Origin of the sequence: uncultured Tateyamaria sp. (assembly GCF_947487805.1) — a bacterium.
Taxonomy (GTDB): Bacteria; Pseudomonadota; Alphaproteobacteria; order Rhodobacterales; family Rhodobacteraceae; genus Tateyamaria.
Window position 1 is genome coordinate 73,983 of record NZ_CANKXW010000008.1, and the last position, 14,787, is coordinate 88,769.

The following is a 14,787-nucleotide window of genomic DNA, read 5'->3' on the forward strand; positions in this document are numbered from 1 at the left end:
GTCAGAGCCCCGCCGCCGTGCGCCGCACGGTTTCGATCCGCTGGGCGTTGGGGGGGTGGGTGCCAAGGAAGCGGTCGCCGGGATCGGGGATGCGGTTGAAGAACTCGGCCCCCGCCACCGGGTCATAGCCCGCCCGCGCCGTGATCACCGTGCCAAGCGCGTCGGCTTCAAGCTCGAAATCCTTGGAATAGGTGCGTGCGCCGACCTGTGCCCCGATGCGTTGCGCCGACTGAACCGCGCTTGGGTCTCCGCCGGTCAAAGTCGCCAGCCCACCAAAAATCACGGCACCCGCCGCTGCGTTCTGCCGCTGACGCGCGATGTGCCCGCGTACGTGGTGCGCCGCTTCGTGCCCCATGACAAAGGCAATCTCGTCCGTGTTGCGGGCCTCGTCCAGCAAGGCAAGCGTGAACACGATGATTGGGCGGCCATCATCGTCCAGTGTCTGGAAAGCATTGGGCGGCTGGCCGCGGCGGTCGTCCACGAGGATCTTGAAATCGCAGTTCACACCATTGGTGCGCGCACGGCATTCCCGTTCGGCCACCGGTTCGACACGGCGCACGACATCGGCAAAGGCCCGCGCGGTCTGATCGCCAGAGCGCAGTTGATCCGGCACCTGTTTGGGCGCGACGGTCGGGCCGGAGGGCGCGGAGGCCGTCGTCACCGTTTCGTCACAGGCCGCGGCGAGAAGTGCCAGGGCAAGGGCCGCAATCCAACGGGTCATCGGCGATTTCCTTTTCTTCAGTCAGCGTCGCACAGCATAGCATCGAAATAAGGCGCATCCAGCCCCGATCAACCGGATGTGTTCCCCTTTGCAAGGCTCTGCCGATGGCCTAGCCTTGGCGCATGTTTACTATTGAACACGAATTCGACGCCACCGTGATCACCCTTGTCGACGAAGGGCAGGCCCCGTTGCAGGAGGATGTGATCGTCAACAGCTTTGCCGAGGTGATCACCATCGAACAGTTCGATCCGCGTACGGACACCGTCACGCGGATCAGCCTGTCGCCCGAGCAGGTGCGTGACCTGGCGGCCGCGCTGGACCTGCCCGAAGGCGCGTACCAGTTGCAAAAAGACGCGCCCTGAAGTGCTGGAAGGGCGCGATAGGTCTGGACCTATGACCTGTCTCTGATAGCGTGTCGGCGCAAGGGAGGATCACGACATGGCCATCGGCAGCAAGATTCGCACGTTTTACAAGGGCGCATGGCACGACGAGGACGTGGCGATCATGCGCGCGGCCGATCACGGCAGCTGGGTCGGAAGCACCGTGTTCGACGGGGCGCGGTTTTTTGACGGGCGCGCGCCCGATCTGGCCCTGCATTGCGCGCGGGTCAATCGGTCGGCCGAGGCGCTGATGCTGACCCCGACCATGGCTGCGGAAGATATCGTGGACGCGGTGACCGAGGGCCTCAAGGCCTATGGCCCCAACGACGCCGTCTATATTCGCCCGATGTACTGGGGTCTCGACGGCGATCCGTCGGGGATTGTGCCGCAGTCCAATTCGACCGGGTTCGCCATTTGCCTCGAAGCTGTGCCGATGGCGGATCCCGGCGCCTCAACGACGTTGGGCCGCACGCAGTTCCGCCGCCCCGTGCTGGAGGACAACGTGGTCAACGCCAAGGCCGGGTGCCTGTATCCCAACAACGCCCGTATGCTCGCCGACGTTCGGTCGCGCGGCTTTGGAAACGCGCTGGTGGCCGATGCGATGGGCAATGTTGCCGAGAGCGCGACCGCCAACGTGTTCATGGTCAAGGATGGTGCGGTGTTCACGCCGATCCCGAACGGCACGTTTCTTGCGGGCATCACCCGGTCGCGGCACATGCAGAACATGCGCAATGACGGCATGGATGTGCACGAAACGGTGCTGTCCTTTACAGATTTCGCCGATGCGGACGAGGTATTCCTGTCCGGCAACATGATGAAGGTCACGCCCGTCACCGCCTTTGAGGACACGCAGTATCAGGTCGGTCCGGTGACCCGGCGCGTACGAGAGATGTACTGGGACTGGGCCGCGACGGCCTGAGCATCCGGGTTGCGCGGACCTGTGGCTTGGGTCATGGTCTGCGCAAAGAGGAGATCCCATGCGCAAGTTTCTGGTCGTACTGGATGACAGTCAGGAGTGTCTGAACGCAATGCGCTTTGCCGCGATGCGGGCGGCCCATACGGGCGGCGGGGTCGAAGTCCTTTCGGTGATCCCGCCCGATGAGTTCAATCACTGGATCGGTGTCGGCAATGTCATGCGCGAAGAGGCGCGCGAGCGCATTCACGCGCATTTCGAGGTCTTTGCCAAATGGATGCGCGACAAACAGGGCATCGACCCCGAATTGGTGATCCGCGAGGGGCAGCCCGTCGACGAGATCATGGCGCAGGTGCATGACGACCCCGAAATCGGTGTGCTTGTCCTTGGGGCCGGCACCGACAAGAAAGGCCCCGGCCCGCTGGTCACGCAACTGACGCGCAATGCCGGGAACCTGCCGATCCCCATCACCATCGTGCCCGGCGATCTGAGCAAGGAAAAGCTCGAGGCGATCACCTGAGGCGCGCGACCGCTATTGTGCGATTGCAAAGGCGACGGCCCCCACCGCTTCGGATCGGTCCTGATACTTTTCTATGAATTCAGTCGCGCGGTCAGCGATGCGCCTGCTTTCAGCGTTTTCGCGTGAGGTAAACCCCTGCGTAGCCAGCCGCGCCAGGATGTTCATATAATTTTCCTTGTCCGGGTCGTTGAGATCGTCGATGTCGGCCACCAACTGGTCGATCTCGCTTTCGGCCCGTCCCTCGATCATCCAGACCAGCGGTTCGTGGGCGAGGTAGAGTTCTGGAAACCCGTTCTTGAGCGCGAGGTCGGAATATCTGCGGTAAATCTGGTAGGTACTGGCCTCCGCCTCGGCGACCTGCCAACTGGGCGGCGCGCCAGCAGCACCGATGACGCGCCGCCCGTAGGCTTGCGTCAGGGTCTGGATGGCGATGTCACTCAGTTCACCATAGCCGGGCGCCTGCGACAGCAACCGTTCCATCCGGCCGAATTCTCCTGTTTGACCGAGGTTGCGGATGAGAACGTCGAACGACGTGCGCAAGGCGGCACGGTTTTCCGTGATGACTTCGCGGGTTAGCACGGTGGAACCGCCTGCTTCGCTGGCATAGGCACTGTTCAGGATCAGGAATTCCTGAAGCGGACCTTCTATTTCCTCTTCTGTATACGAATTTGCCAGATCGATACGGGTCAGATTGACCGAAAGCGATGTCGATCTTTGCAGAAATTCAACCTGGGAAATAAACCCTTCCTGCGCGGTTTCGAATTGTGCCCGCACAGCGCTTTCGATGACCACGCTGCTGACATAGCCGCCAATGGCGATAAGCGCGGTCAGACCTACACCAAACAAGGAAAGATACAGGCCACGCCTTTCGCGGCGTTCGACGTCCAGCTGTTCCCTGACCCTTTGCGTCACCGCATCGGTGATGAGAATATAAGCCTGTTCGTTGTTATACAGATTTGAAGTGCCCGCAGTTTTGCGCAAACGCGGGGGTGTGGTTTGAAACGATCGCATTTCCAGTAATCCCCAGAGTAAACAATTCGCAGAAAATAACACGTATTCCGCGAATCGTTAATTCTGGAATGGGGCCGGGCGCGCATTTTAGAACGGTTCCAAACCTTGACACTGCCGCGCCGCACCCGCATATCCTAGTATAACGCTCAGGAGATGCCCGATGTTCATCCAGACAGAATCGACACCCAACCCCGCAACGCTGAAATTCCTGCCCGGTCAGACCGTGCTGGACATGGGCACCGCCGATTTTCCGACCGCAGACGCGGCTGCCAAGTCGCCCTTGGCAAAGCGCGTGTTCGCCGTCGACGGTGTGACGGGCGTGTTCTTTGGCACGGATTTCGTCACCGTGACCAAAGCCGACGCGGTCGATTGGGATCATATCAAGCCCGCGCTGCTGGGTGCGATCATGGAACACTTCCAGTCGGGCCAACCGGTGATGGACGATGGCCACGCGCCTGCCTCCGGTCACGCCGATCATGATGGCGAAGATGCCGTTGTCGTGGGCCAGATCAAGGAACTGCTGGACAGCCGCGTGCGCCCCGCCGTCGCACAGGATGGCGGCGACATCACCTTTCACGGTTTTGATCGCGGCGTGGTCTACCTGCACATGCAGGGGGCCTGCGCCGGGTGCCCGTCTTCGACCCTGACGCTCAAGATGGGGATCGAGAACCTGCTGCGGCACTACATCCCCGAAGTCACCGAAGTGCGCCCCGTCGCCGTGTGATCCCGTGCTGACGGCAAGATGCTATTGTGGCGCCGCGACATGGACGCTGGATAGGCCACCCCTGACGGTGGCCTATTGTCATTGCGGAGATTGCCGCCGATGGACCGGTGCACCGGTTGCCGCATTCGCGGCGTTTGACACGACGGGCCTGGACATCCCCGGTGTGGACCGCAGCCATGCACCCGGTGTCAGGCGCTGGCATTGCGCAGCATGTGGATCCCCCCTGGCGGCGCAGTTCGATTACTTGCCCGATCAAACCTATGTCCCTGTCGGAATTTTCGATCAGGCAGATCTGTTGCAGCCGGCGCTGCACAGCCACGCCGACAGCGCCCTGCCGTGGCTGCACATCGCGGACGCGCTGCCGCGCGCCGAGGCGTCGGCACGTGACGTCCTGAAAACGCCGCAATGACCGACGCCCCGTTGATCCTCGGCTTTGACACCTCGGGGCCCTATTGCGCCGCCGCGCTGCTGCGTGGTGAGGTACTGTTGGCCGAGACGGGCGAGGACATGGCGCGCGGGCAGGCCGAACGCCTGATGGGCCTGCTGGAGGACGTGCTGCGCGGGCAGGGCTGTGACTGGCGGGATTTGGACGCGCTGGCAGTGGGCACCGGGCCCGGCAATTTCACCGGCATCCGGATCGGCGTCTCTGCGGCGCGGGGGCTGGCGCTGGGACTGGGCATTCCGGCCTATGGCGTCACGGGGTTCGAGGCGCGCGCACGCTTGGCGCCCAAAGGCAGTACCGTGACCGTCCCGGCGCCCCGCGACATGGTCTATGTGCTGGAGGACGGCGCGGCGCGGCAAATCCCTGCGCAGGACGTTGACAGCGCCCCGGCCCCGCTGCCTGCGCATCTGGCCCGCGCTATCGCGCTGCACGCATGCAGCCAGTGGCCGACCCGGCCCCCGGCCCCTGCCCCGTTCTATGCCCGCCCCCCCGACGCGGCGCCTGCGCGCGATGCGCCGCCGCGCGTGCTGCCGTGACCCCGGAGGCCGCCGCCGCCATCCACACCGCCGCCTTCGTGACGAGCCGGGCGTGGGATGCCTCGGAAATCTCCGCCCTTGTGGCCGCGCCGCACACGCACCTCACCTCCACCGGACCCGATGGCTTTGCCATCTGGCGCGCCATTGCGGGCGAGGCGGAGCTGTTGACAATCGCCGTACACCCAACCGCACAGGGCCGCGGCGTAGGGCGCCGCCTGATGCACGCGTGGACCACGGCGGCGACACCGCTGGCGCAAAGCGCCTTTCTCGAGGTTGCCGCCGACAATGCAGCGGCCTGCGCGCTTTATGCCCGCTTTGGCTTTGCCCATGTGGCCCGTCGCACCGGGTACTACGCCCGCGGCGACGGGCGCGTGGACGCGCTGGTGATGCGCGCGGCCTTGCCCCTGACGATTCCCGACCCAGCCGCGCCCAACGCTTCAGCTTGCCCTTAGGTCCACTCGCAAAACCCTTGCCCAAATGGTCAAAAAGCGGTTGACCCCACCCCGCCCCTGCGGCCTAATCCCGTATGATCAATGCGATCCCGGGCGTGCGGAGCCCTGCTGCTGCTGCCCCAACCATGACAACTGGGAGAGATGACACCATGACCCTGATGCAGAAATTCCTCGGCGCGACCGCGGCAATGGCCCTGTCGGCCGGTGCGGCGCTGGCCGATCCTGCGCTGATCTTTGACCTTGGCGGCAAATTCGACAAATCCTTCAACGAAGCGGCCTTTAACGGTGCCAAGCGTTGGGCCGACGAGACAGGCGGCACGTTCCGCGAAATCGAACTGCAATCCGAAGCACAGCGCGAGCAGGCCCTGCGCCGCTTTGCCGAAGCAGGCGCAAACCCCATCGTCATGGCCGGTTTCGCCTTTGCCGACGCGTTGGGTCAAGTGGCCGCGGACTATCCCGACACCAAGTTCACGATCATCGACATGGTTGTTGACGCGCCCAACGTGCGCTCGGTTGTCTTCAACGAGCACGAAGGCTCCTACCTCGTCGGCATGATGGCGGCGATGGCGTCCGAATCCGATACGGTCGGCTTTATCGGCGGCATGGACATCCCGCTGATCCGCAAATTCGCCTGTGGCTACGCCCAGGGCGTCAAGGCCGTGAACGCGGACGCAACAGTTGTCGCCAACATGACAGGCACGACACCCTCGGCCTGGAACGACCCGGTCAAAGGCTCCGAACTGACCAAGGCCCAGATCAGCCAGGGCGCTGATGTGGTTTACGCTGCCGCAGGCGGCACCGGCGTGGGTGTGCTGCAAACCGCCGCCGACGAGGGCATCCTGTCCATCGGCGTCGACAGCAACCAGAACTACCTGCACTCGGGCAAGGTCCTGACATCGATGATGAAACGCGTCGACAACGCCGTCTTCTCCGCCTTCAGCGACGGTGTCGACATGGAAACCGGGTTCCAGGTGATGGGTCTGGCCAATGGCGGCGTCGGCTATGCGCTGGACGAACACAACGCCGACCTGGTGCCGGATTCGATGCGCAACGCAGTGGACGAAGCCTCCGACAAGATCGCAAGCGGCGAGCTGGCCGTGCACGACTACATGTCCGACGACAGCTGCCCCGTTCTGGACTTCTGATCCCGGATCATACCACAGCTGGGCCGCGCGGTTAATCCCGTCGCGGCCCAGATTTTGACCCCATACCGCGCCCCGCCGTCCAAGGATCGCCCCCATGACCTCCCCCGCCATTGAGCTGAAAGGCATCTCCAAGGCCTTCGGCCCCGTCCAGGCCAACAAGGATATCTCGATCCGGGTCATGCCCGGCACCATCCACGGGATCATCGGCGAAAACGGCGCAGGCAAATCGACGCTGATGTCGATCCTTTACGGGTTTTACAAGGCCGACGCGGGCGAGATCTTCATCTCCGGCACCCGCACCGACATCCCCGACAGCCAGGCCGCGATTGCCGCGGGCATCGGCATGGTGTTCCAGCATTTCAAACTGGTCGAAAACTTCACCGTGCTGGAAAACATCATCCTCGGCGCCGAGGACGGCGGGTTCCTGAAACCGTCGCTGGCCAAGGCCCGCAAATCGCTGGTCGACCTGGCCGCCGAATACGAATTGAACGTCGATCCCGACGCCCTGATCGAAGATATCGGCGTCGGCATGCAGCAGCGTGTGGAAATCCTCAAGGCGCTTTACCGCCAGGCCGATATCCTGATCCTGGACGAGCCCACCGGCGTGCTGACCCCGGCAGAAGCCGACCAGCTCTTCCGCATCCTCGGCCGCCTGCGCGAAGAGGGCAAAACCATCATCCTGATCACGCACAAGCTGCGCGAGATTATGGACATAACCGACACTGTCAGCGTGATGCGCCGAGGCGAAATGACGGCAACGGTCAAGACATCCGAAACCAGCCCCGAAGAGCTCGCCGAACTGATGGTAGGCCGCAAGGTCCTCTTGCGCGTCGACAAGGTCCCGGCAACGCCAGGCGACGTCGTTCTGGACGTCCAGGCCTTGCGCGTCGTGGACGAACAGGGTGTGGAACGGCTGCGCGGCATCGATCTCCAGGTGCGCGCGGGCGAAATCCTCGGCATCGCGGGCGTGGCCGGAAACGGCCAATCCGAACTTCTCGAAGTGCTGGGCGGATATGCCGATGCCACAGGCACGGTCACCCTGAACGGTGCGCCCATCGACCTCACCGGCCGCCATTCCGACGGACGGTCCCGCCGCGCACGCGGTATCGCCCACGTCCCCGAGGACCGCCAGCGCGAGGGCCTGATCATGGATTTCGCCGCTTGGGAAAATACAGCCTTTGGCTATCACCGCGACGCTCAGTACCAATCCGGCATGCTCAGCAACAATGCCGCGATCAAGGCCGACACCCAGGCCAAGATGGACCGTTTCGATGTCCGCCCCCCGCACCCGCACCTGGCGGCCAAGAACTTCTCCGGAGGCAACCAGCAAAAGATCGTCCTCGCCCGCGAGATCGAACGCAATCCCGACCTGCTCCTGATCGGCCAACCAACCCGCGGCGTCGACATCGGCGCCATCGAATTCATCCACCAGCAAATCGTGGCCCTGCGGGATCAGGGCAAGGCGATCCTGCTGGTATCAGTCGAGCTCGAGGAAATCCTGTCCCTCGCCGACCGCGTCGCGGTCATGTTCGACGGTCGCATCATGGGCGAACGCCAATCCACCCAGACCGATGAAAAGGAACTCGGCCTCCTCATGGCAGGGGTGGACGCATGATCCCTTCCTTTCGCCAGAAATACCTTGGGGGGGTCGCGCAAGCGACGGGGGTGAAACCCCCTGAAACATCGCGTGTGCGCAGCACGCATTCAGAGAACGAAAGCAAACCATGGACGTGATGCCCAAATGGGCCGAGGTCATCCTCGTGCCGCTGATCTCACTGATCCTCGCCGCCATCCTGTCGGCGCTCGTCATCCTCGCCATCGGCGAAGACCCCGTGGCCGCCGTCAACCTGATGGTCACGGGCGCATTGGGTTCGACCTATGGCTGGGGCTACACGCTCTACTACGCCACCAATTTCATGTTCACCGGCCTCGCCGTCTCTGTGGCCTTTCACGCCGGCCTCTTCAACATCGGCGGCGAGGGGCAGGCGATGCTGGGCGGGCTGGGTGTGGCACTTGTGCTGCTCTTCATCCCATGGCCGCACTGGACGGTGGCACTGCTGGCCGCCACCGCCGGAGCGGCCGTCTTCGGCGCGCTCTGGGCCGCGATCCCGGCCTATCTGCAAGCCAAGCGCGGCAGCCATATCGTGATCACCACGATTATGTTCAACTTCATCGCCGCCGCCGTCCTCAACTACATGCTGGTCAATCAACTGCGCCCCGCAGGCAGCATGGATCCCGCCACTCAACGCTTCCGCGAGGCCGTTCACTTGCCCAGCCTGCACGAACTCCTGGCCCCTTTCGGTATCGCCTTTTCCAAGGCTGCACCGGCCAACGTCTCTTTGGTCATCGCGCTTATCGCCTGCGTTCTGGTCTGGCTCCTGATCTGGCGCACGCCGCTGGGGCTCGAAATCCGGTCCTACGGCAAATCGCAACGCGCGGCGCGCTATGCCGGGATCGGCGCGGTGCGCATCACCATGATCGCCATGCTGATCTCTGGCGCGCTGGCGGGCATGATGGCCATCAACAATGTGATGGGCGAGGCCGAGCGTCTGGTCCTGAACGCGGTTGAAGGCGCGGGCTTCATCGGCATCGCCGTGGCCCTGATGGGCCGCAGCCACCCCTTCGGCGTATTCCTCGCCGCAATCCTCTTTGGCTTTCTCTATCAGGGCGGCGCTGAACTCGCGCTCTGGACGTCGATCCCGCGCGAACTGATCGTGGTCATCCAGGCCTTGGTGATCCTGTTCACCGGCGCGCTGGACAACATGGTCCGCATGCCGCTGGAACGGATCTTTCTGGCGATGCGCCGGGGAGGTGCCGCATGAACTTTCTCGCACTATTTGACCTTTCGGTCCTCGATTCCACTGTCCGGCTTGCCACGCCCCTGCTGCTTGCCTGCCTTGCCGGGCTCTTCTCCGAACGGGGCGGCATCTTTGACATCGGCCTAGAGGGCAAGATGCTGGCCGCGGCCTTTTTCTCCGCCGCGCTTGCGGCGATGACGGGGAATGTCTGGGTCGGCCTTCTGGCGGGGATCGGCGCATCCCTGACGCTGTCGGCAGTCCATGGGCTTGCCTCAATCACCTTTCGTGGCAACCAGCTGATTTCCGGCGTAGCGATCAACTTCCTCGCCGCGGGCATGACGGTTCTGATTGCGCAGGACTGGTTCCAACAAGGCGGGCGCACCCCGTCGCTGATCGGCGGCGGACGGTTCGAGCCGATCACCCTGCCCTTTGCCGAGGCGCTCAGCACGGTGCCGTTTCTGGGGCCCATCTATTCCGAACTGATCTCGGGCCATTCGATCCTGGTCTACGTGGCGCTCCTTTGTGTGCCGGGGACATGGTACATCCTGTTCCGCACGCGCTTTGGCCTGCGGCTGCGCGCGGTGGGTGAAAACCCCGCGGCCGTCGACACGGCGGGCGTCAGCGTCATTGGCCTGCGCTTTGCTGCGGTGGGCATCTGCGGGATCCTGTGCGGGATTGCCGGTGCCTATCTGGCCACCGGGCTGCAAGCCGGGTTCGTCAAGGACATGACCGCCGGGCGCGGCTTCATCGCGCTGGCTGCCCTGATCTTTGCCAAGTGGCGGCCATGGCACGCGCTGTGGGCCACGCTGCTCTTTGGGTATCTCCAGGCCATCGCCCTGCGGCCCGACATCATCGAGGGCGCGCTTGGCTTCAAGGTACAGGTGCAACTGCTCGATGCGCTGCCTTATATCCTGACCGTGGTGATTCTCGCGGGCTTTGTCGGCAAGGCCATTCCACCCCGCGCGGGCGGGGAGCCGTACGTCAAGGAACGCTGACGCGAACAAAGGCAAACCATATGCGTCCAGATTGGCGAGAAACTTAGCGCCAGTTCGCTGCGCGGCGGCATGACACCTTGATTTCGGTTCAGCCGCCGTCCTAACAGGGACCATGCAAATCTACCTGCCCATTGCCGAAGTATCGGTCAACGCCTTCCTGCTTTTGGGATTGGGCGGAATGGTGGGTATTTTGTCAGGCATGTTCGGCGTCGGTGGCGGGTTCCTGATGACGCCGCTGCTGTTCTTTATCGGCATCCCGCCTGCCGTTGCGGTGGCCACCGAGGCCAACCAGATCGTCGCCTCGTCCTTTTCCGGCGTGCTCGCGCATTTCAGGCGCAAGACGGTGGACCTCAGGATGGGGGTTGTGCTGCTGATCGGCGGCCTTGTCGGCGCCGCGCTGGGTGTGTTTGTCTTCAACTACCTCAAATCGCTGGGCCAGGTCGATCTGCTGGTCAAGCTTTGCTATGTGGTGTTCCTCGGTGTGATCGGTGGGCTGATGTTCATCGAAAGCCTGAACGCGATCCGCAAGACCGCCAAGGGCGGCGCGGTGCCCAAGCGCAAGAAGCACAACTGGATCCACAAGCTGCCCTTCAAGATGCGGTTCCGTGTGTCTGGCCTCTATATCTCGGTGATACCTCCGCTTTTGGTGGGTCTCGTGGTTGGTATTCTGGCCGCGATCATGGGTGTTGGCGGCGGGTTCATCATGGTGCCGGCAATGATCTATCTGCTGGGCATGCCGACCAAAGTGGTCGTGGGCACGTCGCTCTTCCAGATCATCTTTGTCACCGCGTTCACCACGATGCTGCACGCCACGACGAACTTTACCGTGGATGTGGTACTGGCGGTGCTGCTGCTGGTCGGTGGCGTGATCGGCGCGCAGATCGGCACGCGGATCGGCGTAAAGATGAAGGCCGAACAGCTGCGTATCCTGCTGGCCATCATGGTGCTGGCGGTCTGCGGCAAGCTGGCCTTTGACCTGCTGGTCATGCCGTCGGAGCTTTATTCCATCGGCGCGGCGGAGGGGCATTGATGCGCTTGTTGATGATCCTGCTGTGCCTCGCCCTGCCCGCTGCGGCCGAAGAAGTGGTGCTGGGCCTCAGCCAGAAAGAGGTGGCGATCACCACCAATTTCGACGGCTCCGAGATCTTTGTCTTTGGCGCGGTCAAACGCGACGCGCCGCAGCCAGAGGGCAAACTGGGTGTCATCGTCACCATCAGCGGCCCGCCGGTGCCCGTGTCGGTCCGCAAAAAGGAACGCCGGTTCGGCATCTGGGTCAACACGGACGTGGTCGAGATCGAAGCCGCGCCGAGCTATTATGCCGTGGCCACAAGCGGCCCGATTGATGACGTGCTCGACACGCGCGAAAACATCCTGCGCCGGGTCACGGTGACCAGTATGATCCAATCGATCAGCGCGCCGACGACGGTTCTGGATGCCACCGGCTATGTCAAAGCGCTGATCCGCATCCGGGAAAAAGCCGAGGCGTTCCAACTGCTTGAGGGCAAGGTCGTCATAGACGATGACACGCTGTTCCGCACGCGGATCAAGTTGCCCGCGGCGTTGACCGAAGGCGCCTATCAGACGCGCATCCTGCTGACGCGGGACGGGCAGGTTGTGGACCATTACCAGACGGCAATCGACGTGCGCAAAGTCGGGCTGGAACGGTGGCTGTATAGCCTGAGCCGCAATCAACCCTTTCTCTATGGGCTGATGTCGCTCGCGATTGCGATCTTTGCCGGTTGGGGTGCGTCGGCGGCCTTTTCGCTTTTGCGGAACTGACCGCGCCAAGTGGCGGTGCGCCATAAAGGCACACCTTACGGGTCGGTATCGGCCTCAAGCGTAAGGGTTGCGGCAGGTGTGCTGCGCAGATCGTCCACGCTGAGCGGGCCGGTGGGTTTCGACAACCGGTTGCGCACTACCCAGATCAGCCGTTCCTGCGCGCGGGTGATCGCCACATAGGCCAGACGTTTCCACAAGGGTTGTCCCGCCTCGCTGCGACCCATACGCGCCGCGGCGTAGAGGTCCGGCGCAAAGACCTGCACCGTGTCCCATTGGCTGCCTTGCGCCTTGTGGATGGTCACCGCGGCCCCATGCAGAAACGTCGCCCCCATACGGGCGGCGAAAGGGATGAACGGCTCTTCCTCATCGGGTTTCTCAATCTTGACGATGGACGCCGCCGAGACTTGCGGATCTTCGGCCCCCATCACGTGCAGGCGCGAGAACCCCGGTTTGCGCCCTTCGCCCAGAAAGATGACCTGCGCGCCCTTGATCAGCCCCCGTGCCTCGAGATCGAGGCGCTTTTTGCGGTGTTTGAGCGGCAACTCGAGCCCGTCGCAGATCAGCGGCTCGCCTTCGAGCAGACGATCCTCGGGCGCACCGTGCACACTGCGGAAGGCGTTGATCAGGCGGATGCGCGTCGCGTTGCGCCACACAAGCACCGGGCTGCGCGCCATCAGATCGACCTCGACCCGCTGGCCCCAGACGACACGCTCATCGCGTTGCGCCGCCTCTTCGACCATTCGTTCAAACGCGTAAAAATCCACCTGCGGATCGGCGAGCGCATGGGCCAGATCGAGGATCGGGTTGTCCGCCTCTTGCCGGTGGATGCGGTTGAGGTTCAGCACACGGCGTTCAGGCAGTTTCTCGAACACCATCGTGCCGGATTGGTTGACCGGGGCCAGCTGTGCCGGGTCACCAAAGAGCAGCAGCGTCGGAAAGATCTCCTTGAGATCCTCGAACTGTTTGTCGTCCAGCATCGACGCCTCGTCGATGAAACCCACATCCAGCGGCTCTTCGCGACGTTTCCAGCCGGTGATAAAGTCGCTGCCCCGCAGCCCGGCCGCCGCGAGCGCACCGGGGATGGATTTGTTGTTCTGATAAAACGCATGTGCGCGGTCGAGCGCCTGATCGGTCAGCCCCTCGATCTCGGGGCGGTCGCCATTTCCGGCCAGCCATTCCGCGATGCGTTCATATTCGGGGTCATAGACGGGCGTGTAAAGGATGCGGTGGATCGTCGTTGCGGGCACCCCGCGAAAGCGCAGGACACTGGCGGCCTTGTTGGTGGGGGCCAAGATCGCCAGGGTGCGTTTGTCCCGCCGCTTGCGGGATTCGTAGTCGCCCGAAACGATCTCGACGCCCGCAGTTTCCAGCGTTTTGTACAATTCGGACAGGAGCAGCGTTTTGCCAGACCCCGCCTTGCCGGTGATCGCCATCACCGAGGCCGTCTTGGTCTTTGGCGGCATCAAAAGTGCGTCGTCCAGATCGATCCCCGCACCGCGCAGCAGCTCGGTAACCGCATCGAATGCACTGGCCTGATCGTCGGAAAGGGCGAGGGACTGCGTCATGCCGCGACCCTATATCCGGGCCGCGGCATGAACCAGCAGGTTTCAACGCGCTGTCGTGGATTGTTGCCCCTCAGGCGGTCTGCGCGAATGTCGGCGCGGGCGCTGTGCCAAAGGCGCGGTCGAACCACTGGCGCGACCGTTCGAGGGGCACGCCTGCGCGTTCGGCGACCTTGGCCGCCGCGTCCGGGTCAAAGTGCCAAAGCCCAACGCTGATCTGATCGCGGCCGGATCCGGCACTGCCCAGCACTTCGGGCGAAGATCCGATCATGCGGTAGATGCGCACCATTCGGGCATCAAAAACGCCGACAAAGTGTTCAACGCCAAAGTTCTGCATGATCTCGCCGCCGCCCAGCATCAACGCGGCTGCGACGTGACCACCCGCGCCACGGGTCAGGCAAAAACGGGTGCATTCCCAGATCAGCGGGCTTTTGATCGGGCCGGAGATCAGGTCTGTAAAGTGTTCGTTGACCATCGTGCGGCCCACCGTCGGCAGGAACCGCATGGAGCCACCATGGCTGCCGTCCGGCTCTTCCCAAATGACATAGAGCGGGTTCAGATCGTCATATTCGTCCCGTTCGTGCCCGTGGGCATCGATATCGACATCCCATCCCAGACGCGTCTTGAATTGATCCGCGCGGTCGCGAAACATGGTGCGGGCAAGTTTGGGATGATCGGCAAGGTCAGAGGCATAGACATAGCGCAGCATTCGGGAACTCCTTGGGCAAACCGGGGCAGGTATGACCAAAATACTACCGATGCGTGCGTTAACGTCTACTAATACACGCGTGCGATGTGTTGCCCTCTGC

The 14,787-nt window shown here is 63.1% G+C and carries 17 protein-coding genes; 13 read left to right on the forward strand and 4 right to left on the reverse strand.

Features of this window, described 5'->3' with window-relative positions; translation table 11 throughout:
• Nucleotide 1: 1 nt before the first annotated feature.
• Nucleotides 2-721: a M48 family metallopeptidase gene (locus Q0949_RS17080; RefSeq protein ID WP_299375059.1), complete on the reverse strand. Its 720-nt coding sequence runs from the start codon at nt 719-721 to the stop codon at nt 2-4.
• A 122-nt stretch (nt 722-843) separates the two neighbouring features.
• On the opposite strand from Q0949_RS17080, the gene Q0949_RS17085 reads away from it, so the two are divergent.
• The 3 genes from Q0949_RS17085 (at nt 844) to Q0949_RS17095 (ending at nt 2,534) form a co-directional block, all read left to right on the forward strand.
• Nucleotides 844-1,083 carry a hypothetical protein gene (locus Q0949_RS17085; RefSeq protein ID WP_299375062.1) on the forward strand — a complete coding sequence of 80 codons (240 nt, stop codon included), beginning with the start codon at nt 844-846 and terminating at the stop codon, nt 1,081-1,083.
• A 76-nt stretch (nt 1,084-1,159) separates the two neighbouring features.
• A complete protein-coding gene (locus Q0949_RS17090; protein WP_299375065.1) occupies nt 1,160-2,020 on the forward strand; it encodes a branched-chain amino acid aminotransferase in 861 nt (286 codons plus the stop codon).
• Between the two features lie 58 nt (nt 2,021-2,078).
• Nucleotides 2,079-2,534, forward strand: coding sequence for a universal stress protein (locus Q0949_RS17095; protein WP_299375068.1), 456 nt, complete (start codon nt 2,079-2,081; stop codon nt 2,532-2,534).
• Nucleotides 2,535-2,546: 12 nt separating this feature from the next.
• Here Q0949_RS17095 and Q0949_RS17100 read toward each other — a convergent pair whose 3' ends face one another.
• Nucleotides 2,547-3,587 carry a hypothetical protein gene (locus tag Q0949_RS17100; RefSeq protein WP_299375070.1) on the reverse strand — a complete coding sequence of 347 codons (1,041 nt, stop codon included), beginning with the start codon at nt 3,585-3,587 and terminating at the stop codon, nt 2,547-2,549.
• 118 nt (nt 3,588-3,705) lie between these two features.
• Between Q0949_RS17100 and Q0949_RS17105 the strand changes: the two genes are divergently transcribed.
• The 10 genes from Q0949_RS17105 (at nt 3,706) to Q0949_RS17150 (ending at nt 12,416) form a co-directional block, all read left to right on the forward strand.
• Nucleotides 3,706-4,269 (forward strand): NifU family protein, encoded by a 564-nt coding sequence (locus Q0949_RS17105; protein ID WP_299375072.1) that lies wholly within the window; start codon nt 3,706-3,708, stop codon nt 4,267-4,269.
• A gap of 67 nt (nt 4,270-4,336) precedes the next feature.
• The gene (locus Q0949_RS17110) at nt 4,337-4,678 is read left to right on the forward strand and encodes a GFA family protein (RefSeq protein WP_299375415.1); all 342 of its coding nucleotides are present in this window, start codon (nt 4,337-4,339) and stop codon (nt 4,676-4,678) included.
• The gene (tsaB, locus tag Q0949_RS17115; RefSeq protein WP_299375074.1) at nt 4,675-5,247 is read left to right on the forward strand and encodes a tRNA (adenosine(37)-N6)-threonylcarbamoyltransferase complex dimerization subunit type 1 TsaB; all 573 of its coding nucleotides are present in this window, start codon (nt 4,675-4,677) and stop codon (nt 5,245-5,247) included. Before Q0949_RS17110 ends, tsaB begins: the two co-directional genes overlap by 4 nt.
• Nucleotides 5,244-5,699: a GNAT family N-acetyltransferase gene (locus Q0949_RS17120; RefSeq protein ID WP_299375077.1), complete on the forward strand. Its 456-nt coding sequence runs from the start codon at nt 5,244-5,246 to the stop codon at nt 5,697-5,699. The genes tsaB and Q0949_RS17120 overlap by 4 nt, the downstream gene beginning before the upstream one ends.
• Before the next feature lie 149 nt (nt 5,700-5,848).
• The gene (locus Q0949_RS17125; RefSeq protein ID WP_299375080.1) at nt 5,849-6,844 is read left to right on the forward strand and encodes a BMP family ABC transporter substrate-binding protein; all 996 of its coding nucleotides are present in this window, start codon (nt 5,849-5,851) and stop codon (nt 6,842-6,844) included.
• A gap of 94 nt (nt 6,845-6,938) precedes the next feature.
• Nucleotides 6,939-8,459 (forward strand): ABC transporter ATP-binding protein, encoded by a 1,521-nt coding sequence (locus tag Q0949_RS17130; RefSeq protein WP_299375083.1) that lies wholly within the window; start codon nt 6,939-6,941, stop codon nt 8,457-8,459.
• Between the two features lie 109 nt (nt 8,460-8,568).
• Nucleotides 8,569-9,666, forward strand: a complete 1,098-nt coding sequence (locus tag Q0949_RS17135) for an ABC transporter permease (protein WP_299375086.1) — start codon at nt 8,569-8,571, stop codon at nt 9,664-9,666.
• Nucleotides 9,663-10,637, forward strand: coding sequence for an ABC transporter permease (locus tag Q0949_RS17140; RefSeq protein WP_299375089.1), 975 nt, complete (start codon nt 9,663-9,665; stop codon nt 10,635-10,637). Before Q0949_RS17135 ends, Q0949_RS17140 begins: the two co-directional genes overlap by 4 nt.
• A gap of 112 nt (nt 10,638-10,749) precedes the next feature.
• Nucleotides 10,750-11,667 (forward strand): sulfite exporter TauE/SafE family protein, encoded by a 918-nt coding sequence (locus Q0949_RS17145; protein ID WP_299375092.1) that lies wholly within the window; start codon nt 10,750-10,752, stop codon nt 11,665-11,667.
• Nucleotides 11,667-12,416: a TIGR02186 family protein gene (locus Q0949_RS17150; RefSeq protein ID WP_299375095.1), complete on the forward strand. Its 750-nt coding sequence runs from the start codon at nt 11,667-11,669 to the stop codon at nt 12,414-12,416. The genes Q0949_RS17145 and Q0949_RS17150 overlap by 1 nt, the downstream gene beginning before the upstream one ends.
• Nucleotides 12,417-12,451: 35 nt before the next feature.
• Here Q0949_RS17150 and Q0949_RS17155 read toward each other — a convergent pair whose 3' ends face one another.
• Complete coding sequence (locus Q0949_RS17155; protein WP_299375098.1) at nt 12,452-13,981, reverse strand: AAA family ATPase; 1,530 nt, start codon at nt 13,979-13,981, stop codon at nt 12,452-12,454.
• 70 nt (nt 13,982-14,051) lie between these two features.
• The gene (locus Q0949_RS17160; RefSeq protein ID WP_299375101.1) at nt 14,052-14,687 is read right to left on the reverse strand and encodes an acyl-homoserine-lactone synthase; all 636 of its coding nucleotides are present in this window, start codon (nt 14,685-14,687) and stop codon (nt 14,052-14,054) included.
• Nucleotides 14,688-14,787: the final 100 nt, after the last annotated feature.

What these genes read in the sequence shown, in the direction of transcription:
- Q0949_RS17080 (WP_299375059.1), bottom strand. Translation starts at nt 721, where the DNA reads ATGACCCGTTGGATTGCGGCCCTTGCCCTGGCACTTCTCGCCGCGGCC.
- Q0949_RS17085 (WP_299375062.1), top strand. Translation starts at nt 844, where the DNA reads ATGTTTACTATTGAACACGAATTCGACGCCACCGTGATCACCCTTGTC.
- Q0949_RS17090 (WP_299375065.1), top strand. Translation starts at nt 1,160, where the DNA reads ATGGCCATCGGCAGCAAGATTCGCACGTTTTACAAGGGCGCATGGCAC.
- Q0949_RS17095 (WP_299375068.1), top strand. Translation starts at nt 2,079, where the DNA reads ATGCGCAAGTTTCTGGTCGTACTGGATGACAGTCAGGAGTGTCTGAAC.
- Q0949_RS17105 (WP_299375072.1), top strand. Translation starts at nt 3,706, where the DNA reads ATGTTCATCCAGACAGAATCGACACCCAACCCCGCAACGCTGAAATTC.
- tsaB (WP_299375074.1), top strand. Translation starts at nt 4,675, where the DNA reads ATGACCGACGCCCCGTTGATCCTCGGCTTTGACACCTCGGGGCCCTAT.
- Q0949_RS17125 (WP_299375080.1), top strand. Translation starts at nt 5,849, where the DNA reads ATGACCCTGATGCAGAAATTCCTCGGCGCGACCGCGGCAATGGCCCTG.
- Q0949_RS17130 (WP_299375083.1), top strand. Translation starts at nt 6,939, where the DNA reads ATGACCTCCCCCGCCATTGAGCTGAAAGGCATCTCCAAGGCCTTCGGC.
- Q0949_RS17135 (WP_299375086.1), top strand. Translation starts at nt 8,569, where the DNA reads ATGGACGTGATGCCCAAATGGGCCGAGGTCATCCTCGTGCCGCTGATC.
- Q0949_RS17140 (WP_299375089.1), top strand. Translation starts at nt 9,663, where the DNA reads ATGAACTTTCTCGCACTATTTGACCTTTCGGTCCTCGATTCCACTGTC.
- Q0949_RS17145 (WP_299375092.1), top strand. Translation starts at nt 10,750, where the DNA reads ATGCAAATCTACCTGCCCATTGCCGAAGTATCGGTCAACGCCTTCCTG.
- Q0949_RS17150 (WP_299375095.1), top strand. Translation starts at nt 11,667, where the DNA reads ATGCGCTTGTTGATGATCCTGCTGTGCCTCGCCCTGCCCGCTGCGGCC.
- Q0949_RS17155 (WP_299375098.1), bottom strand. Translation starts at nt 13,981, where the DNA reads ATGACGCAGTCCCTCGCCCTTTCCGACGATCAGGCCAGTGCATTCGAT.
- Q0949_RS17160 (WP_299375101.1), bottom strand. Translation starts at nt 14,687, where the DNA reads ATGCTGCGCTATGTCTATGCCTCTGACCTTGCCGATCATCCCAAACTT.